Source organism: Bradyrhizobium sp. Rc3b, from assembly GCF_900114915.1.
GTDB lineage: Bacteria > Pseudomonadota > Alphaproteobacteria > Rhizobiales > Xanthobacteraceae > Bradyrhizobium.
The window spans coordinates 42,837-61,562 of record NZ_FOUS01000006.1; the positions used below are offsets into that span (position 1 = coordinate 42,837).

At 65.6% G+C, this 18,726-nt stretch carries 17 protein-coding genes; 9 read left to right on the top strand and 8 right to left on the bottom strand.

Annotated features, from left to right (window positions below):
- Window position 1 precedes the first annotated feature (1 nt).
- The 9 genes from BM190_RS15275 (at window position 2) to BM190_RS15315 (ending at window position 9,460) form a co-directional block, all read left to right on the top strand.
- A complete protein-coding gene (locus BM190_RS15275) occupies window positions 2-1,366 on the top strand; it encodes an amidohydrolase family protein (RefSeq protein WP_092256091.1) in 1,365 nt (454 codons plus the stop codon).
- A 20-nt stretch (window positions 1,367-1,386) separates the two neighbouring features.
- Window positions 1,387-2,289 carry an NAD(P)-dependent oxidoreductase gene (locus tag BM190_RS15280; protein ID WP_092256094.1) on the top strand — a complete coding sequence of 301 codons (903 nt, stop codon included), beginning with the start codon at window positions 1,387-1,389 and terminating at the stop codon, window positions 2,287-2,289.
- Between the two features lie 16 nt (window positions 2,290-2,305).
- On the top strand, window positions 2,306-3,190 hold the full coding sequence (locus BM190_RS15285; protein WP_092256096.1) for an intradiol ring-cleavage dioxygenase: 885 nt from the start codon (window positions 2,306-2,308) through the stop codon (window positions 3,188-3,190).
- A gap of 58 nt (window positions 3,191-3,248) precedes the next feature.
- Window positions 3,249-4,643, top strand: coding sequence for an FAD-linked oxidase C-terminal domain-containing protein (locus tag BM190_RS15290; protein WP_092256099.1), 1,395 nt, complete (start codon window positions 3,249-3,251; stop codon window positions 4,641-4,643).
- Window positions 4,640-6,163, top strand: a complete 1,524-nt coding sequence (locus BM190_RS15295) for a sugar ABC transporter ATP-binding protein (RefSeq protein WP_092256102.1) — start codon at window positions 4,640-4,642, stop codon at window positions 6,161-6,163. Before BM190_RS15290 ends, BM190_RS15295 begins: the two co-directional genes overlap by 4 nt.
- Window positions 6,156-7,106: an ABC transporter permease gene (locus tag BM190_RS15300; protein WP_092256105.1), complete on the top strand. Its 951-nt coding sequence runs from the start codon at window positions 6,156-6,158 to the stop codon at window positions 7,104-7,106. The genes BM190_RS15295 and BM190_RS15300 overlap by 8 nt, the downstream gene beginning before the upstream one ends.
- The gene (locus BM190_RS15305) at window positions 7,103-8,080 is read left to right on the top strand and encodes an ABC transporter permease (RefSeq protein ID WP_092256108.1); all 978 of its coding nucleotides are present in this window, start codon (window positions 7,103-7,105) and stop codon (window positions 8,078-8,080) included. Before BM190_RS15300 ends, BM190_RS15305 begins: the two co-directional genes overlap by 4 nt.
- A 44-nt stretch (window positions 8,081-8,124) precedes the next feature.
- Window positions 8,125-9,099, top strand: a complete 975-nt coding sequence (locus tag BM190_RS15310; protein WP_092256110.1) for a sugar ABC transporter substrate-binding protein — start codon at window positions 8,125-8,127, stop codon at window positions 9,097-9,099.
- A gap of 73 nt (window positions 9,100-9,172) precedes the next feature.
- Window positions 9,173-9,460 (top strand): YciI family protein, encoded by a 288-nt coding sequence (locus tag BM190_RS15315; RefSeq protein ID WP_038970499.1) that lies wholly within the window; start codon window positions 9,173-9,175, stop codon window positions 9,458-9,460.
- A gap of 91 nt (window positions 9,461-9,551) precedes the next feature.
- On the opposite strand, the gene BM190_RS15320 is transcribed toward BM190_RS15315, so the two are convergent.
- The 8 genes from BM190_RS15320 to BM190_RS15355 all read right to left on the bottom strand — a co-directional run bounded on the left by BM190_RS15320 (window position 9,552) and on the right by BM190_RS15355 (window position 18,714).
- Window positions 9,552-10,544: an ABC transporter ATP-binding protein gene (locus BM190_RS15320; protein WP_092256113.1), complete on the bottom strand. Its 993-nt coding sequence runs from the start codon at window positions 10,542-10,544 to the stop codon at window positions 9,552-9,554.
- A complete protein-coding gene (locus tag BM190_RS15325) occupies window positions 10,541-11,530 on the bottom strand; it encodes an ABC transporter ATP-binding protein (RefSeq protein WP_092256116.1) in 990 nt (329 codons plus the stop codon). The genes BM190_RS15320 and BM190_RS15325 overlap by 4 nt, the downstream gene beginning before the upstream one ends.
- A 15-nt stretch (window positions 11,531-11,545) precedes the next feature.
- Window positions 11,546-12,469 (bottom strand): ABC transporter permease, encoded by a 924-nt coding sequence (locus BM190_RS15330; protein ID WP_018315995.1) that lies wholly within the window; start codon window positions 12,467-12,469, stop codon window positions 11,546-11,548.
- On the bottom strand, window positions 12,466-13,407 hold the full coding sequence (locus BM190_RS15335) for an ABC transporter permease (RefSeq protein WP_018315994.1): 942 nt from the start codon (window positions 13,405-13,407) through the stop codon (window positions 12,466-12,468). The genes BM190_RS15330 and BM190_RS15335 overlap by 4 nt, the downstream gene beginning before the upstream one ends.
- A gap of 17 nt (window positions 13,408-13,424) precedes the next feature.
- Window positions 13,425-15,026: an ABC transporter substrate-binding protein gene (locus tag BM190_RS15340; RefSeq protein ID WP_092256119.1), complete on the bottom strand. Its 1,602-nt coding sequence runs from the start codon at window positions 15,024-15,026 to the stop codon at window positions 13,425-13,427.
- A 141-nt stretch (window positions 15,027-15,167) separates the two neighbouring features.
- Window positions 15,168-16,838 (bottom strand): nickel ABC transporter ATP-binding protein NikE, encoded by a 1,671-nt coding sequence (gene nikE, locus BM190_RS15345; RefSeq protein WP_092256123.1) that lies wholly within the window; start codon window positions 16,836-16,838, stop codon window positions 15,168-15,170.
- Window positions 16,835-17,683 carry an ABC transporter permease gene (locus BM190_RS15350; RefSeq protein ID WP_018315991.1) on the bottom strand — a complete coding sequence of 283 codons (849 nt, stop codon included), beginning with the start codon at window positions 17,681-17,683 and terminating at the stop codon, window positions 16,835-16,837. Before BM190_RS15350 ends, nikE begins: the two co-directional genes overlap by 4 nt.
- Window positions 17,680-18,714, bottom strand: coding sequence for an ABC transporter permease (locus BM190_RS15355; RefSeq protein WP_026201579.1), 1,035 nt, complete (start codon window positions 18,712-18,714; stop codon window positions 17,680-17,682). The genes BM190_RS15350 and BM190_RS15355 overlap by 4 nt, the downstream gene beginning before the upstream one ends.
- Window positions 18,715-18,726: the final 12 nt, after the last annotated feature.

An 18,726-nucleotide genomic window follows, 5' to 3' on the forward strand; every position in this document is an offset into this window, starting at 1 on the left:
GATGCAGCGCACCTTGATCAGATCCGCGACCGTCATCAGCATGGATGACGCGATCGGCGACCTCGGCAACGGCGACGTGCTGGTCGAGGGCAACCGCATCGTCGAGGTGCGGCCATCGATCGACGTTGCGGCCGACACCGAGGTCATCGACGGCGCAGGGCGCATCGTCATCCCCGGCCTGATCAACGCGCATATGCACACTTGGCAGACCGGCCTGCGCGGCTATGCCGCGAACTGGACGCTGCTGGAATATTTCCGCCGCATGCATGCGGGCCTTGCGACCGTGTTCCGGCCCGACGACATTTACATCGCAACCCTCGTGGGCGCGTTGAACCAGATCAATTGCGGCACCACCACGCTGGTCGACTGGTGCCACAACAATCCGACGCCTGATCATACCGACGCCGCCGTGCGCGGCCTGATCAAGAGCGGTATTCGCGCCGCCTTCTTCCATGGCTCGCCAAAACCGGAACCAAAGCCCGGCGAGCCGCATTTCTCGGAAGTGCCGCATCCGCGCCGCGAGGTCGAGCGGCTGCTGGCCGGTCCCCTCGCCGACCGCGACGGCCTCGTCACGCTCGGGCTTGCGATCCTCGGCCCGCATTATTCGACGCTCGAGGTCGCCATGCATGACTTCCGCATGGCGCGCGAGCTCAAGCTGATTGCATCGATGCATCAGGGCGGCGGTCCGGCCAAGACACCCGGCGGTTGGGAGAAGCTGATCGAAGCCGGCCTCGTCGGCACCGGCATCAACATCGTCCATGGCAACGATCTGCCCGACGATCTGCTCGATCGTCTCGTCGATCTCGGCGTCTCCTTCTCGGTGACGCCCGAGAACGAGATGATCCAGGGCCATGGCTTTCCGATCACCGGACGGTTGCTCAGGCGTGGCGTGCGACCGACCATCGGCATTGACCTCGAATCAATCCTGGCCGGCGACCTGTTCTCCGCCGCGCGCATTGCGCTCTCGATGCAGCGATCGCTCGACAATGCGGAGTCCCGCAAGACCAGCGGCACCATCCCCGCAACGACCACGATTCCCGTGCGCGAGGCGCTGCGCTGGATCACGACGGAAGGCGCCCGCATGCTCGGCCGCGAAGATCAGATCGGCTCGCTGACACCCGGGAAACTTGCCGACCTCGTCATCATCAACGCCTCCGATCTCAACCTCGTCCCGGTGCACGATGCCGTTGCGACCGTGATGATGCAGACGAGCCTCGCCAATATCGAGGCCGTCATGATCGGCGGCGCCTGGAAGAAGCGGAACGGACGACTGCTGGCTGAGGGGTTGGAGACGAAGAAAGAGCTGCTGGCGCAATCCGGCCGGCGGCTGGTGCAGGACATCGAACGACAGGGACGCGCCGCCTGAGGCGCCAACGGACAACAACAATGACAGACACCTCGAAAAACATCGCTTTCATCGGGATCGGCAAGATGGGCCTGCCGATGTCGGCGCTCGTCACCAAGGCCGGTTATGCCGTCACCGCGTTCGACCAGAGCGCGGCGCGGATCAACGAGGCACGCACGCAAGGCATTGCGATTGCCGCATCGCCGGCCGAGGCCGTGAGCGGCAAGGCGGCTGTCGTCACCTCCCTGCCCGACGACGTCGCGTTGCGCGGCGCCCTGCTCGGCACCACCGGCATTATCGCCGCCATGGCGCCGGGCGCCAGTTTGATCGAAACCAGCACTGTGAGCGTCGAGGCTTCCACTGAAGTTGCGGCCGCGGCGCAGGCCCGCGGCATTGCCTATCTTCGTTCACCGGTCTCCGGCAACGCCAGCATCGTTCATACGGGCGCGCTGACCTGCTTCGTCTCGGGGCCGAAAGACGCCTTCGAAAACGCAAAGCCGCTGTTCGCCGCCTTCACCCGCGCGCAGACCTATCTCGGGCCGGCCGAGGAAGCCCGTTACGCGAAACTCTCGGTCAATCTGATGATCGCGGTATCGGCGGCGATGATGGCGGAGAGCCTGGCGCTGGCGCGCAAGGGCGGCATCGCCTGGCAGGACATCTTGAAGGTGCTCGACGACAGCGCGGTTGCCTCGCCGATGGTGAAATACAAGACCGCACCGCTGCGCACCCGCGATTTCGAGTCGACCTTCTCCTGCAAGCAGATGGCCAAGGATCTCGACCTGATCCTGGGGGCCGGCCATGCCGTCGGCGTGCCGTTGCAGCTCGCGGCGCAAGTGCGCGAGACCTACGGCTCGCTGGTCGCGCAAGGCGACGGCGACACCGACTTCATCGCGACCGTCAAGCACCTCGAACGGCTGTCCGGGCTCGGCGAGCCCAAACTCTGATCGGCGGAAGGCACATATGCGCAATTTCAACGAGAACACGATCACCGACGCGGTGCTGGAGCGGATCAAGGACGCAACCGATCCGCGCATCAAGCAGGTCAGCGAAGCGCTGGTGCGACACCTTCATGCCTTCGTCCGCGAGATCCGTCCGACCCAGAAAGAATGGGAGTTCGGCATCGACTTCCTGACCCGCACCGGCCACATGTGCGACGACAAGCGCCAGGAGTTCATCCTGCTGTCGGACACGCTCGGCGTCTCCATGCTGGTCGATGCGATCAACCACCCGGTGCCGGAGGGCGCGACCGAGACAACGGTGCTCGGCCCGTTCTTCGTCCAGGCCGCACCGGAGAAGGACAGCGGCGCGGATATCTCCGGTCCGATGGAGGGCGATCCGATGCTGGTCACCGGCTCGGTCTCGACCGTCGACGGAAAGCCGCTCGCAGGGGCCGTCGTCGACGTCTGGCACTCCGACGATGACGGCTATTACGACGTGCAGCAGCTCGACGCTATCGGCGATCTCGCGATGCGCGCGCGCTTCCACACCGACGCCAACGGCAGATTTCATTTCTGGTCGATCAAGCCGGCCGCCTACCCCATTCCGCATGACGGGCCGGTCGGCGAGATGCTGGAGGCGCAGGGCCGTCATCCCTGGCGGCCAGCGCATGTGCATTTCATGATTTCCGCGCCCGGCTTTGAGCAGCTCGTGACACACGTGTTCGTCGCCGGCGACCAGTATCTCGATTCGGACGTGGTGTTCGGCGTCAAGGACAGCCTGATCCGTGAATTCGCGAGACATCCGGCCGGCCGTGCGCCTGATGGTCGCATGGTGGACAGCGAGTATTTCCATCTCAACTATGATTTCGGCCTGAAGCAGGCCGCGAGCAACGCAAGAGCCGCTTAAGCTAGAGCGGCGACGGACCAGCAAGAGTCCGGCAACAGGGAGCAGACGGGAGCTGAGGATGGGACCGCGGGTCAGCACGAGCATCTTGGCCGAGCGCCTCACGGGCATGATCGGCCCGCGCGCGAGCGTTGCGCGCGGCGTGCTCGATCAGCACGGGCAAAGCGAGTCGCATTATCGCAATTTGCCGCCCGACATCGTCGTCTTCCCTGAGACCACGCAGGAGGTCGCGGAGATCGTCAAGCTGTGCGCGAGCGCGGGCATGCCGATCGTTCCGTTCGGCGCCGGCACCTCGCTTGAAGGCAATGCGGCCTCCGTCGCCGGCGGCGTCTGCTTCGACTTCGCGCGCATGAACAAGGTGCTCAGCGTGCACGACAGCGACATGGATGTCGTGGTGCAGCCCGGCATCACCCGCAAGCAGCTGAATGCGGAGCTGCGCAATACCGGCCTGTTCTTCCCGATCGACCCCGGCGCCGACGCCTCGATTGGCGGCATGGCCTCCACGCGCGCCTCCGGCACCATGGCGGTTCGCTACGGCACGATGAAGGACAATGTCATGGCGCTCGAGGTGGTGCTGGCCGATGGCCGCGTGATCCGGACCGCGAAGCGTGCGCGCAAGTCGGCCGCCGGCTACGATCTGACGCGCATGTTCGTCGGCGCGGAGGGCACGCTCGGCGTGATCACCGAGATCACGCTGAAGGTGCATCCGGTGCCGCAGGCGATCTCGGCCGCGGTCTGCAGCTTCGACACACTCCATAATGCCGTCGACACCGCGATCTCCGTGATCCAGTCCGCGATCCCCGTCGCGCGCATCGAGCTGCTCGACGACGTCATGATGCGCGGCATCAATGCCTACGCCAAGCTCGGCTATCGCGAAGCGCCCACCCTGTTCTTCGAATTCCACGGCTCCGAGAGTTCGGTCGCCGAGCAGGCCGAGGCCGCCCAGGCCATCGCCGCCGACCACGGCGGTCACGGCTTTGCCTGGGCAAAGGCCGCGGAAGACCGCAGCCGGCTCTGGCACGCCCGTGACAACACGCTCTATGCCGGCCTCGGCCTCCGGCCCGGCGCGCGCGCCGTGATCACCGATGTCTGCGTGCCGATCTCGCGGCTGGCGGAATGCCTGACCGAGACGCGGCGCGACGCCGACGAGCACGGCTTTACCGCGCCGATCGTTGGCCATGTCGGCGACGGCAATTTCCACATGCTGATCCTGATTGACCCGACAAAGCCCGAGGAGGCCGAAGGCGCCAAGGCGCTGCAGGCCCACATGGTTGCCCGCGCCATCGCCATGGACGGAACCTGCACCGGCGAGCACGGGATCGGGCTTGGCAAGATCGATTACCTCACCGACGAGCTCGGCGAAGCCGTCGATGTGATGCGATCCATCAAGGCCGCGCTCGATCCGAATGGTCTGATGAACCCTGGAAAGATCTTTGCGAGCGGAGCCAAAGCATGAGCGACGCGCTCCCCATCGAAGTCACCTCGCCGACGCCGCTGCTGGAGCTGCGCGGCATCAGCAAGGAGTTCCCCGGCGTCAAGGCGCTGGATGACGTGTCCTTTGCCGTTCACCCCGGCGAGGTCCACATGCTGCTGGGCGAGAATGGTGCCGGCAAGTCGAGCCTGATGAAGGTGCTGTGCGGCGCCTACCGCGCCGATGCCGGCGAGTTCTACTACAAGGGCGAGAAGGTCGCGATCTCCTCGACCGCCGATGCGCAGAAGCTCGGCATTGCCGTGATCTTCCAGGAATTCTCGCTCGTCCCCTATCTCGATATCGCACAGAACATCTTCCTCGGCCGCGAGCCGAAAGGCCACATCCCCGGCACCATCGACCGCCGCAAGATCCTGGCTGACGCAAAGCGCGTGCTCGATACCATCGGCTTCGACATCGATCCCTCCACCATTGTCGATAAGCTCGGCGTCGCGCAGCAGCAGATGGTCGAGATCGCCAAGGCGATCAGCCAGAACGCCCGCATCCTCGTCATGGACGAGCCGACCGCTGCGCTGTCCGACCGCGAGACCGAGCTGCTGTTCGCCTTGATCGCGCGGCTGAAGGCCGACGGCGTGTCGATCGTCTACATCTCGCACCGGATGGCCGAGGTGTTCGCGCTTGGCGATCGCATCACCGTGCTGCGCGACGGCCGGCGCATCGACGGCGTCCGGCCCGCCGACGTCACGCCCGACCAACTGGTCCGCATGATGGTCGGCCGCAACGTCGACATGACCTATCCGCGCAACTTTGCCGACAAGCCCGGCGATCTGCTGCTAGAGGTCAAGGGTCTGACCGCCTCGACCGGCATCTCCGACATCAACATCGAGGTGCGCCGGGGCGAGATCGTCGGCCTGTGCGGCCTGGTCGGCTCGGGCCGCAGCGAAGTCGCGCGCGCCATCTTCGGCGCCGATCCCGTCAGCGCCGGCGAGATCATCTTCGACGGCAAGACCATCTCCGGCGAGCCTGACCTCGCCGCCCGCCGGGGCATCGCGCTGATCCCGGAGAGCCGCAAGAGCGAGGGCCTCGCGCTGCTGCGCTCGGTCAGCGACAATCTGGTGGTCTCGGCGCTGCGAAAACTGTTCCCGAGCGGGCTGTTCGACCAGCGCGGTGCGCAGCGCACGTCCGACGGCCTGATCCGGCAATTGAGGATCGCGACACCGAGTGCGCGTCAGACCGTCGGCCTGCTCTCGGGCGGCAACCAGCAGAAGGTCGTGATCGGCAAATGGCTGGCGGCCGGCTCAAAGCTCTTCATCTTCGACGAGCCGACGCGCGGCATCGACATCGGCGCCAAGTCCGAGATTTTTGCGCTGATCGACCGTCTGGTCGCGGAAGGCGCGGCGGCACTGATGATCTCGTCCGAGCAGGTCGAGATCTGCCATGTCTGCGACCGCGCCTATGTGATGCGCGAGGGGCGCATCGCCGGCCACCTGAACCGCAACGAACTGACCGAGGAAAACATCGTGCGATTGGGGATGCATCATGCGTGAGGCCGCGGTCGTTTCACAACCCAATCCGTTGCAACGCATTCCCGGCGTTGCCATCGTCCTGGTGCTCCTGATCACGCTGTTCAGCGTGATCGCGCCTGGCTTCCTGTCGGTCGCCAACCTCTCCAACGTGCTGGTGCAGTCGACCATCCTGACCATGCTCGCGCTGCCGATGACCCTAATCATCATGACCGAGGGGCTGGACTTGTCGATGGGCGCGGTGCTGACCCTGACCTCGCTCTGCGTCGCGATCGTTTCGCTGGCCACCAAATCGATGTTGCTGGGTTTCGGCGCCGGCCTGCTGGTCGGTGCGGCCTTCGGCGTCGCCAACGGCTGGCTGGTCGCCATCCTCGGCATTCCGCCCTTCGTCGCGACGCTGGGCACGCTCGGCATGGCCCAGGGCCTGTCGCTGATCGTCAGCGACGGCCAGAGCGTGGTCGGCATCCCCCACAGCGTCCGCGACATCTATTCGGCGACACTGCTCGGCATTCCCGTGCCGATCGTGATGGCGCTCGTCACCTACGCTGCGTTTCACGGCCTGCTCTATCACACCCGCTTCGGCACCTACATCTTCGCGCTCGGCGGCAACCGCGAGGCCCTGCGCTATGCCGGCCTCTCGCCGAACAAGCTGCTGATCGCGGTCTACGCGCTCGGCGGCGCCATGGCCGGCATCGCGGGCCTGTTGATGACCGCGCGGATGAATTCCGGCCACCCGACCGCCGGCCTTGGCCTCGAATTCGATGCCATCGCCGCGGTCGCCGTCGGTGGCACCTCGTTCGAGCGCGGCAATGGCTGGCTGCTCGGTACCCTGCTCGGCGTCCTCTCCGTCGGCGTGTTGCGCAACGGGCTCAACCTGATCTCGCTGCCCTCCTCCGTGCAGGTCGCAAGCGTCGGCGTGCTCGTCATCGTCGCGCTGTTCCTCGATGGTCTCAGGAGCCGGGCATGACCGACATCACCAAAGAGGCAATGATGCCGCCCCGCTCATTCGTGTCGCAGGACGCGATCCAGGTGTTCTATCGCCTGCTCGCAGCTCTCCTGATCTGCGCGGTGCTCGCCGTGCTCAGCGATTCCTTCCTCAGCCTCGGCAACATCCTCAATGTGCTGAGACAAGCGAGCCTGACCTTCTTCATCGCCTCCGGCCTGACGCTGGTGGTGCTGACCGCCGGCCTCGACCTCTCCGTCGGCGCCAATGTTGCGCTGTCGGCCTGCATCGCCGGCACTGTGATCCACAAGACCGGTTCGCCCGCGCTCGGCATCCTCACCGGGCTTGCCTGCGGCGGCATCGTTGGCCTGCTCAACGGCATCATGGTCACTGCGCTGCGCATCCCCTCCTTCATCGCCACCTATGGCATGCTGTGGGTGCTGAACGGCCTCACCTACTGGTACATGGCGGGCGAGACCCTTCACGGCTTCCCCGCGGGCTTCCGCCAGATCGGTAGCGGCTATCTGTTCGGCCTGCCCATCCCGGTCTATCTGCTGCTGGTGTTCCTCGGGATCGGGACGCTGTTTGCGCAGCGCACGATCTGGGGCCAGGAGATCTATGCGATCGGCGCCAATCCGGTCGCGGCCCGCCTCTCCGGTATCCCGGTCGCGCGCCGCCTGCTGCTGGTCTACGCGGTCTCGGGCACCATGGCGGGCCTTGCATCGATCATCTTCCTGTCGCGGCTCAATTCGGCCGAGGCCGATATCGGCGAGAGCCTGACGCTGCCCGCGATCGCGGCCGTGCTGATCGGCGGCACCTCGCTGTTCGGCGGCGTCGGCACCGTGTTCGGCACCTTCATCGGGGCGCTGATCCTGACGCTGGTGCTGAACGGCATGAACCTGCTTTCGGTCAGCGCCAACTGGCAGCCGCTGGTTACCGGCATCATCGTCATTCTCGCGGTCTGGCTCGACATGAAGACCCGCCGCCGCGCGCAGTAAGTGTTTTTCGATATCCAACAAGCAAAACGAGGGATGGAGGCAATATGAGACAGAAACTGGGCTATCTGGCGCTGCCGTTGCTGATGGCGGCCGCGTTCACCACGCAGGCGCGCGCCGACGGCGAGACCATCGCCGTCTTCACCAAGAACCAGACCAACCCGTTCTTCCAGACGGTGCGCGTCGGCGCCGACAACATGGCGAAGACGCTGAACGCCAAGACGCTGCAATACATCCCGACCAAGCCGGATTCGATCCCGGAGCAGCTGAGCCAGATCGAGGACGTCGTGGTGAAGAAGCCGAGCGCGATCGTGTTCACGCCGGTCGACTACAAGGCGATGGTGCCAGGGGTCGAGAAGATCAACGAAGCCAAGATCCCCGTCGTCAACATCACCGACCGCTCCGCGGGCGGCAAGTTCCTCTCCTTCGTCGGCGCCGACGATTACAGCCTCGGGCTCGAGACCGCGCGGTTCCTGCTCAAGACGCTCGGCGGCAAGGGCAACATCGTCATCATCGAGGGCGTCAAGGGTTCGCTGACCAATGTCGACCGCGTCCGCGGCTTCAACGACGCGCTGAAGGAGACCCCCGGTGCGAAACTCCTGGCCTCGCAGCCGGGCAACTACCAGCGGCTCCAGGCGCTCCAGGTCATGGAAAATTTAATGCAGTCGAATTCGCAGATCGACGGCGTGCTGGCGGCCAACGACGCCATGGCGGTCGGTGCGATCGAGGCGCTCGACGGCGCCAACCGCAAGGCCCAGGTGATCGGCATCAACGGCACCAAGGAGGCCATCGACGCGATCAAATCCGGCAAGCTGCTCGCCAGCGGCGACTATAACGGATTTGCGCAAGGCTGCCTCGGCACCATGATGGCGATCCGGTCCCTGCGCAATCAGCCGGTCATCGCCGAGATCGTGCTGAAGCCGACCGTCATCACCAAGGACAATTTTGGGCCTTTCGACGTGCCGCTGGAGCAGCGGACCTGCCCGACCTTCGAGGATGCCGGCAAGCTCAGCGCGAAGTAAGTCCACCCATCACGTCCGGACGGCCGCCTCTCGCGGCCGTCCCAAGAACCAAAGTCAAGAAACGGAGACCACCATGCTGTTCGCCATTCACGCCGTCGACCGCGCCGGCGCGCTGCCGACCCGGCTCGCCAACTACGATGCCCACAAGGCGTTCCTGAGCGACACCTCGCGCTTCGGCGTCAAGATCGTGATGTCGGGGCCGCTCGTCTCCGACGATGGTCAAACCATGATCGGCAGCCTGTTCCTGATCGAGGCCCCCGGCCGTGGCGACGTCGAGGCCTTCAACCGTGCCGACCCCTTTGCCGCGGCCGGCATCTGGGAAAAGGTGACGATCACGGGCTTCCTGCGCCGGCAGGGTTGAGGCCGGGCCCCATCAAAAATGCGAGAACAACCCCATGCACAGTAGAATGGGGTTGTTTTTGCTGACGAATTTCCGGCGCGAATCTCACCCTTCAGCCGCTCGTCGCCACAGTTCCGTCTTCGAGATGACAGGCCACCCACTGCTCGGTCCCAACTGCGCGAAGCACCGGCTCTTCGACCCGGCAGCGATCGAAGACGAGCGGGCAGCGGGTGTGGAAGCGGCATCCCTTCGGCGGATTGATCGGGCTCGGCACGTCACCCTTGAGGATGATGGGATTGCGCTGGGCGCCGGGCTCGGGGAGCGGCACCGCGGACAGCAGCGCTCTGGTGTAGGGATGCCTTGGCGCGGCAAAGATCTCTCGGCGCGGCGCTATCTCGACGATCTTGCCGAGATACATCACGGCCACGCGGTGGGTCATGTGCTCGACGATCGCGAGGTCGTGGCTGATGAACAGCAACGCGAGGCCGAACTCGCTCTGGAGATCCTGCAGCAAATTGACGATCTGCGCCTTGACCGAGACGTCGAGCGCCGAGACCGCCTCGTCGCACACGATCAGCTCGGGCTCGGCCGCGAGCGCGCGGGCGATGCCGATGCGCTGGCGCTGGCCGCCGGAGAACTCGTGCGGCCTGCGGTTCAGCGCCTCGCGCGGCAGGCGCACGGTGTCCATCAGAGAGGTGACGCGGACCTCGAGATCCTCGGCGGATTTGGCGAGGCCGAAATTCCGGATCGGTTCGGCCAGGATGTCGCGCACCCGCATGCGCGGATTGAGGCTGGAGAACGGGTCCTGGAACACCACCTGCACGCGCCGGCGCATCTGGCGCATCGTGCCCGGATGTGCGTCGTCGATACGCTGGCCGTCGAGGATGACCTGCCCTGCGGTGATGTCGAACAGCCGCAAAATGGCGCGCCCGACCGTCGACTTGCCGCAGCCGGACTCACCGACCAGCGACAGCGTCTCGCCGCGCGCGATCTCGAAGGAGACGCCATCGACCGCATAGACGAATTCGGACTTGCGGCCGAACAGGCCGGACTTGACCGGAAAGTGCTTCTTGAGGTCGTTGACCTGGAGCAGCGGAGGGCTCATGCCGCGACAGCTCCCTTGGCCGCATAGTGGCAGGCGGCGACGTGACGAGGGCCTTTCTCTTCGAGCCCCGGCGCATATTGACGACAGAGATCGGTCGCAAGCGCGCAGCGGCCGGCAAAGACGCAGCCGGTGATCGGCTTTCTGAGATCGGGCACCTGCCCGGGAATTTCGGCGAGCCGTCTTGCCGTGCCCGTCAGCGACGAGCCGAGCCGCGGCACCGCACCTAATAAGCCTTGCGTATAGGGATGCCGCGGCGCGCGGAACAGTTCTGCCACCAGCGCCTCCTCGACCTTGCGGCCCGCATACATCACCATGACGCGCTCAGCGATCTCCGCGACGACGCCGAGATCGTGGGTGATCAGGATGATGGCCGCGCCGACCCGTCGCTTGAGGTCCAGCATCAGCTTCAGGATCTGCGCCTGGATCGTCACGTCGAGCGCGGTGGTCGGCTCGTCGGCAATGAGAAGCTTGGGATTGCAGGCCAGCGCAATCGCGATCATGACGCGCTGGCGCATGCCGCCGGAGAGCTGGTGCGGATATTCGCGCACGCGGCGTTTCGGCTCGGGGATGCCAACCAGCGTCAGCATCTCGATCGCGTGCGCCTCGGCGGCCTGCTTGTCCAGGCCCTGATGGATCATCAAGGTCTCGCGGATCTGCCGGCCGACGGTCAGCACCGGATTGAGGCTCGTCATCGGCTCCTGAAAGATCATCGAGATGTCGTTGCCGCGGATCGCGCGCATCTCGCGATCGGAGAGTTGCAGCAGGTCTCTCCCTGCAAAGCGGATCGCGCCTGCGATCCTGCCCGGCGGCTCCGGGATCAGCCGCATCAAGGACATCGATGTCACCGACTTGCCGCAGCCGGATTCACCGACGATGGCGAGCGTCTCGCCCTCGTTGACATGGAAGGACACCCCATCCACCGCGCGGTTGATGCCGCCCGGGGTACGAAAGTGGGTCTGGAGGTTTTCGACTTCGAGCAGCGCCATCGCGATCAACCCCGGTCAGAGACGCTTGGCCATGCGCGGATCGAGCGCATCGCGGAGACCGTCGCCGAGTAGATTCACCGCAAGCACGGTGACCGAGAGGAAGGCCGCCGGAAAGAACACGATGTAGGGCTTGACCTGCCACAGCGCGCGGCCCTCGGCCATGATGTTGCCCCAGGACGGAATGGTCGGCGGCGTGCCGGCGCCGATGAAGGACAGGATCGCCTCGGTGATCATGGCGCTGGCGCAGATATAGGTCGCCTGCACCAGCATGGGCGCAAGCGTATTGGGCAGGATGTGGCGCAGGATGATCATCGGCGTGCGCGTGCCGCAGGCGATTGCGGCATCCACATAAGGCTGCTCGCGCAACGACAGCACCACGCTGCGCACGAGCCTCGAAACGCGCGGGATCTCGGCAACGGTGATGGCGAGGATGACGTTGCCGACGCTCCCCCGCGTCAGCGCCATCAGCGCGATCGCCAGCAGGATCGGCGGGATCGACATCAAGCCGTCCATGAAGCGCATCAGAATGCCGTCGGCCCAGCGGATGAAGCCGGAGACCATGCCGATGGCCAGGCCGGCCACGGATGCGAAGATAGCGACCGACAGGCCGACCGTGAGCGAGACCCGCGCACCGAACAGTACGCGTGAATAGATGTCGCGGCCGAGCACGTCGGTGCCGAACCAGAAATCGGCCGACGGCGCCCGGGTGCGCTTGGCGGGGGCGAGCGCGGTCGGGTCGACCGTCCAGAGATAGGGCGCAAAGATCGCGATCAGGACGAGCGCCAGCAGCAGCGCGCCGCCGATCGCGACCGTGGGATGGCCGCGCAAGAACCCGACGAAGCCGCGCCGGATCGTGACCGGCCGCAGGATTTCAGGCAGTTGTGGCGCAAGAACGAGCCCGGCCGGAAGCGATTGCGGATTGACGGTCGTATCGGTCAATAGCGGATCCTCGGGTCAACGAGCGTGTAAATGACGTCGATCATCAGATTGACGAGGACGTAGACGAAGCTGAACAGCAGGACGATGCCCTGGATGACGGGATAGTCGCGGCGCAGGATGGCATCGATCGTGAGCCGGCCGAGGCCGGGAATCGCGAACACGCTCTCGGTCACCACCGCGCCGCCGATCAGCAGCGCGATACCGATCCCGATCACGGTCACGATCGGCACCGCCGCGTTCTTCAGCGCGTGGATGAACAGGATGCCGCCCTGCCCCAAGCCCTTGGCCTTGGCGGTGCGAATATAGTCCTGCTGCAAGACTTCGAGCATGGCGGCGCGGGTGATGCGCGCGACCAGGGCAATGTAGACGCAGCCGAGGGCGATCGCCGGCAGGATCAGGTTCTCGAGCCAGGGCCAGAAGCCTTGGTTGAGCGGCGTATAGCCCTGCACCGGCAGCCATTCGAGCTCGAGCGCGAAGATGTAGGCGAGCATGTAGCCGACCACGAAGACGGGCAGCGAGAAACCGAACACGGCAAAGCCCATGATGACGCGGTCGATCAGGCTGCCGGCCTTCCAGGCCGCCACCACGCCGAGCGGCACCGCCACCACGATCGTGAGCAGCAGCGTGACGATCATCAGCGACAGCGTCGGTCCGAGGCGCTGCCCGATCATCGCCGAGACCGGCAAATTGGTGAAGATCGAGGTGCCGAGATCGCCGTGCAGGATACGCCAGACCCAGCTTCCGAACTGGACCAGGAAGGGGCGATCGAGACCGAGGCTCTGGCGGATGCGCTCCACATCCTCCGGGCTCGCCTGGTCGCCCGCGATCACCACGGCGGGATCGCCCGGCGCGATGTAGAGCAGGCTGAACACGAACAGCGCGACGATGGCCATGACCGGCAGGGTCGCGACGATGCGACGGAGGATGTAGGAGAGCATCTGGCCTCAACGCACGATCATGCAGACTTCGACACGCCCCAGAAGAACGGCAGCGGCCCCTTGGTGATGCCGGAGACGTTCTTGCGCCAGGCTGTGTAGGTCAGGAAGAAGCCGGTCGGCGCATAGACGACATCCTCGAGCGCGGCCTTGTTGACCCGCCCGATCGCCGCCTTCTCCTCCTCGAGATTCTTGGCGTCGAACCAGGTCGTGATCTCCTTCTCGGTATTCGGGCTATTGGGCCAGCCGAACCAGGCCTTCTCGCCATTGGCGCGGATGGCGGTGTAGGCGGCGGGCGTGATGCAGTCGGCGCCGGCATGCCAGCTGTGGAACATGTTCCAGCCACCCTGCCCGGGCGGCGTCTTCGCCGCGCGGCGCGAGCCGACCGTGCCCCAGTCCGTCGCGACGAAGTCGACATTCATGCCGAGCCGCTTCAGGAGATCCGCGGTGACGTCGCCTTGCGCCTTGGTGATCGGCTGATCCTGCGCCACGAGGCACGTCACCGGCTGGCCGGAATAACCGCTCTCGGCCAGCAGCTTCTTGGCCGCATCGAGATCGCGCTTGCCCTTCAGGATCTCGCCACCCAACTCGCTGTAGAGCGGGGTGTCCGGCGTGAAGAAGCCAGGCAGCGATTTCCACAATGCGTTGTCGTCGCCGACGATCGCGCGCATGTAGTCTTCCTGGCTCATCGCCATCAGCACCGCGCGCCGCGCCCGCACGTCGTTGAACGGCGCGAACAGATGGTTCATGCGGAACGAGCCGATATTGCCGAGGGGATCGCCGATATCGACGCTGATGTTCTTGTTCTTCTTCAGCACGGGCACGAGATCGGCGATCGGGTTCTCCCACCAGTCGACCTCGCCGTTCTGCAGGGCGGCGGCCGCGGTGGCCGGATCCGGCATCACGATCCATTCGATGCGATCGAGCTGCATCTGCTTGCCGCCTGCGAGCCACGACGGCTTCTCCTGGCGCGGCACGTAGTCGGTGAACTTCTCGAACACGGCCTTGGCGCCTGGCACCCATTCGCCCTTGGCGAACTTCATCGGCCCGGAGCCGACATACTCGGTGATCTGCTTGAACGGATCCGTCTTGGCAATGCGCTCGGGCATGACGAAGGAGCACGGCGCGTTGTTCTTGGCGAGCGCGTAGAGCATTTTCGGGAAGGGCTGCTTCAAGACCCATTTGAAGGTGCGGTCGTCGACGACGGTCAATTCCTGCTGGTTGGCGAGGATCATCAGCCCCATCGGATCGCGCGCAGCCCAGCGCGACAGGCTCGCGACGACATCCTTGCTCAGCACCGGCTCGCCGTCGTGGAACTTGAGACCGGGGCGCAGCTTGAACGTCCAGATCTTGCCGTCGTCCGAAGTCTCCTCGGACTCGACCATCTGCCGCTGCGGCTGCAGCTGCGCGTCGATGCCGTAAAGCGTGTCCCAGACCAGCGCGGCGGCATTGCGCACGACATATTGCGTGCCCCAGATCGGATCGAAATTGGCGAGATTGGCTTGCGGCACGAAGCGGAGGGTGCGGGCTGATGCGCCTTGCGCGATCGCGGGGGCCGAGAGGCCCGTCAATGCCAGACCGCCCGCGCCAGCCAGTCCCTTCAATACGGTCCTGCGATCCATGAAGTCCTCCCGTTAATGCCGTGATGCCGGCCATCGTTGGCCAAGAGCAGGTGAAACCAGAACCCGTTGGCGTGCAAATGGTATGCCACTAACCGGACCTTCGCCAGCGGGATCTCAATGTCTTTTGGGCCGGCCCAGGCCTCACAGAGCTGCCGCCAGCATCTCGCCGGTCTCGATATGCGGGATGGCCTCGACCAGCTTGCGCGTGTAGTCCGTCTTCGGATTGTCGAACAGCGCCCGGCTCTCGCCCTGCTCGACGATTCCGCCATTGCGCAGCACGATGGTGCGGTCGCAAAGCATGCGCACCACGTTGAGATCGTGGCTGACGAACAGCAGCGCGATGTCGTTCTCGCGCCTGAGGCGGTCGAGCAGTTGCAGCACAACCGCCTGCACCGAGACGTCGAGCGCGGCCGTCGGCTCGTCCAGCACCAGCAGCCGCGGCCGGCAGGCGATGGCGCGGGCGATGCCGACGCGGGCCTTCTGGCCGCCGGAGAGCTGGTGCGGAAAGCGCGGCAACAGATCCAGCGGCAGCCCGACCCGCTCCGCACATTCTTCCACCCGTTCGCGCAGCGCCTCACCCGCCCGCATGCCGCCAAGCCGCATCAGGGGGTGGGCGATACAATCGAAGGCCGTAAAGCGCGGGTTGAGGCTCTCGTTCGGATCCTGGAACACCATCTGAATGTCTTTGCGCAAGGGCGAGCGGTGAAAGTCGCGCGAGGCCACGTGGCCGATCGAATGCCCGTCGAACACGATGTCGCCTTCGCTCGGGTCGATCAGGCGGCAGATCATCCGCGACGTCGTGCTCTTGCCGGACCCGGACTCGCCGACGAGACCGACGCTCTCGCCACCGGCCATCGTCATCGAGAAGTCGGCCACCGCAGCAGAGCCCTGGTCGAAACGCTTTGCCAGTTTTCGCACCTCCAGAAGCGGCGGCGTGCCGTGCGCGAGCTCCGCTCGGGGCTTGCCGACGACAGTCGCGTAGCGCTCCCGCTCCTCTTCCGTCACGAGATCTTCGATACGGGACGTCGCGGTCGGCGATGCCGCGACCAGGCGCCTCGTATAGGCGTGCTGTGGCGCGCTGAAGAGTGTCCTGGGACTCGCCTCCTCGACGATGCGGCCACGTTCCATCACGGCAATACGGCGGCAATAGCGCGCCGCGAGCCCGAGATCGTGCGTGATCAGGATCGTGGCCATGCCGCGCGCGGCGGCGATGTCCGCCAGGAGATCCATCACCACTTTTTGCGTGGTGACGTCGAGGCCGGTGGTCGGCTCGTCCGCGATCAGCAGCGCGGGATTGCAGGAGATCGCGATCGCGATCATGACGCGCTGGCACATGCCGCCGGAGAGCTCATGCGGATAGGCGTTCATCCGCGCCTCGGGCTCACGGATCTGAACGGCGCGCAGCAGGTCCAGCGCCTCGCCCCGCGCGGCCTCTTTCGAGATGCGCTTATGGGTGAGGATTGCGTCCGCGATCTGCAGGCCGATGGCCCGGATCGGATTGAGCGCCGCCCGCGGGTTCTGGAAGATCATCGACATCGCGGCGCCCTGGAGCTGACGAAGGTCGTCGCCCCTGAGTTTTGTCACGTCCTGCCCGCGAAACAGGATCTTGCCGCCGGTAACGCGGCCGGCCGCGTCGAGCAGCCGCGTCGTGGCAAAGCCGGTCACCGACTTGCCCGAGCCACTCTCGCCGACGAGGCCGAGCATCTCGCCCTTCTCGACGGTGAGCGTCACGCCGCGCACGGCCTCGACCATGCCGCGTCGCGTCGAGAACGCGACGTGGAGGTCGTCAATGTTGAGCAGCGCCTCGCTCATGTGCGCATGCGGGGGTCGAGAATGTCCCGCATCCCGTCCCCGAGGAGATTGAAGCACAGCACGGCCATCATCAGCGCCAGCCCCGGAAATGCGACCAGCCACCACCGCCCGGTCGAGATGAAGCGCGCGCCTTCCGCTACCATGATGCCCCATTCCGGCGTCGGCGGCTTGACGCCCAGACCGATGAAGGACAGGCCCGCGGCGTTGAGAATGGCCCAGCCGAGGTTGAGCGAGATCTGCACCGCCATCGCCGGCAGGATGTTCGGCAGCAGGAAGCGCAGCACCACCGAGAAATGGCTCTCGCCGCAGGCCCGCGCCGCCTCGACCCAACCGACATTCCGGCGGACATTGACCTCGGCCCGCGCGAAGCGGATGTAGAAGGGAAGATTGATGATCGCGGTTGCGATCACGATGTTCTCGATCCGGTTGCCGAGGGCTGCGACCATGGCCATCGCCAGCACGAACAGCGGAAAGGCCATCATCACGTCGACGAAACGGCCGACCCCGCGGTCGAGCCGGCCGCCGGCATAGCCACAGAAGGAGCCGACCACCGCACCGATCGCGAAGGAGATGCCGACGGCCGAGACCGCAATGGCGAGATCAAGACGCGCGGCGATGATGAGACGGCTGAACACGTCGCGTCCGAGTTGGTCGGTGCCGGCGATGTGCGCCGCGCTCGGCGGCAGCAACGCCTCCGAGACGTTGGAGGCTACGGGATCGTAAGGCACGATCCACGGTCCGAAGATCGCAACCAGCACGAACAGGAGTACACCGGTGGCGGCAACGGCGGTGAGCGGGTTGCCGCGCAGGATCCAGACCGAATGGCGGAGGGTTGCGCTGGTCATCCGATCGAGACCCTGGGATCGGCGATGCCGTAGCAGATGTCCACGACCAGATTAACCAGCACGAACAGGCTGGCCATCAGCAGCACAAAGCCCTGCACCGGCGCATAGTCGGAGGATAGCAGCGCATCGAGCGCGTAGGAGGCAACGCCCGGCCAGGAGAACACCTTCTCCACCAGCACATTGGCGCCCAGCATGGTCGAGAACACGATGCCGGCGATGGTGATGACGGGCAGGATCGCATTGCGCAGCGCGTAGGTCACGACCACCTTGCGCCAGGACAACCCGACCGAGCGCGCGGTGCGCACGAAGTCGCTGCCGAGCGAGACCAGCATCGAGGCACGCGTGATCCGCGCCAGCGGCGCGATCACGAACAGCGCCATGCTCACCGCCGGCAGGATCAATTGCTTGCAGGCCGCCCACCATCCCTCGAAATCACCGGCGAGCAGGAAGTCGATCGAGAGAAACCCGGTGTGCTGCGGCGGCAGCGACGTGAAGACGTCGATCCGCCCTGTCGGATCGGGTGCAAGGCCGAGCAGATAGTAGAAGACGTAGATCAGCAGCAGGCCCGACACGAAGGTCGGCACGCAGACGCCGAGCGCGCAGAACAGCCGGACGCCGTGATCGACGACCGAGCCCGGCTTCAAGGCCGCGACCACGCCGAGCGGCACCGCGGCGATCAGCGCGATCAGGAGCGCGGTGAAGGTGAGCTCGAGCGAGGCCGGCAGCCGCTCGCGCAGATCCTTCAGCACCGGCTGCCCGGTCATCATGGAGCGGCCGAGATTGCCGCGGCCGATGTCGGAGAGGTAGAACACGAGCTGCTCCGGCACCGATTTGTCGAGCCCCATCTGCTTGCGGATCTGCTCGATCTCCTCCTTGCCGGCATTGGGCCCGGAGGCGAAGAACACCGCGGGGTCGCCGGGCAGGACGCGCATCAGGAGGAAAGTGAAGACCAGCACACCGAACAGCGCCGGCAGCGACGACAGCAGCCGCCTGCCCGCCCGCACCATCGTTGCGCCAAGACCGGTCCTCACCTTCTAGAGCTC

Excerpts from the sequence above, each read along its gene's own strand:
- BM190_RS15325 (WP_092256116.1), bottom strand. The coding sequence starts at position 11,530 with ATGGCGCTGCTCGAAGTCGAAAACCTCCAGACCCACTTTCGTACCCCG.
- BM190_RS15300 (WP_092256105.1), top strand. The coding sequence starts at position 6,156 with ATGCGTGAGGCCGCGGTCGTTTCACAACCCAATCCGTTGCAACGCATT.
- BM190_RS15340 (WP_092256119.1), bottom strand. The coding sequence starts at position 15,026 with ATGGATCGCAGGACCGTATTGAAGGGACTGGCTGGCGCGGGCGGTCTG.
- BM190_RS15295 (WP_092256102.1), top strand. The coding sequence starts at position 4,640 with ATGAGCGACGCGCTCCCCATCGAAGTCACCTCGCCGACGCCGCTGCTG.
- BM190_RS15305 (WP_092256108.1), top strand. The coding sequence starts at position 7,103 with ATGACCGACATCACCAAAGAGGCAATGATGCCGCCCCGCTCATTCGTG.
- BM190_RS15320 (WP_092256113.1), bottom strand. The coding sequence starts at position 10,544 with ATGAGCCCTCCGCTGCTCCAGGTCAACGACCTCAAGAAGCACTTTCCG.
- BM190_RS15285 (WP_092256096.1), top strand. The coding sequence starts at position 2,306 with ATGCGCAATTTCAACGAGAACACGATCACCGACGCGGTGCTGGAGCGG.
- BM190_RS15315 (WP_038970499.1), top strand. The coding sequence starts at position 9,173 with ATGCTGTTCGCCATTCACGCCGTCGACCGCGCCGGCGCGCTGCCGACC.
- BM190_RS15275 (WP_092256091.1), top strand. The coding sequence starts at position 2 with ATGCAGCGCACCTTGATCAGATCCGCGACCGTCATCAGCATGGATGAC.
- BM190_RS15350 (WP_018315991.1), bottom strand. The coding sequence starts at position 17,683 with ATGACCAGCGCAACCCTCCGCCATTCGGTCTGGATCCTGCGCGGCAAC.
- BM190_RS15280 (WP_092256094.1), top strand. The coding sequence starts at position 1,387 with ATGACAGACACCTCGAAAAACATCGCTTTCATCGGGATCGGCAAGATG.
- nikE (WP_092256123.1), bottom strand. The coding sequence starts at position 16,838 with ATGAGCGAGGCGCTGCTCAACATTGACGACCTCCACGTCGCGTTCTCG.
- BM190_RS15290 (WP_092256099.1), top strand. The coding sequence starts at position 3,249 with ATGGGACCGCGGGTCAGCACGAGCATCTTGGCCGAGCGCCTCACGGGC.
- BM190_RS15310 (WP_092256110.1), top strand. The coding sequence starts at position 8,125 with ATGAGACAGAAACTGGGCTATCTGGCGCTGCCGTTGCTGATGGCGGCC.
- BM190_RS15335 (WP_018315994.1), bottom strand. The coding sequence starts at position 13,407 with ATGCTCTCCTACATCCTCCGTCGCATCGTCGCGACCCTGCCGGTCATG.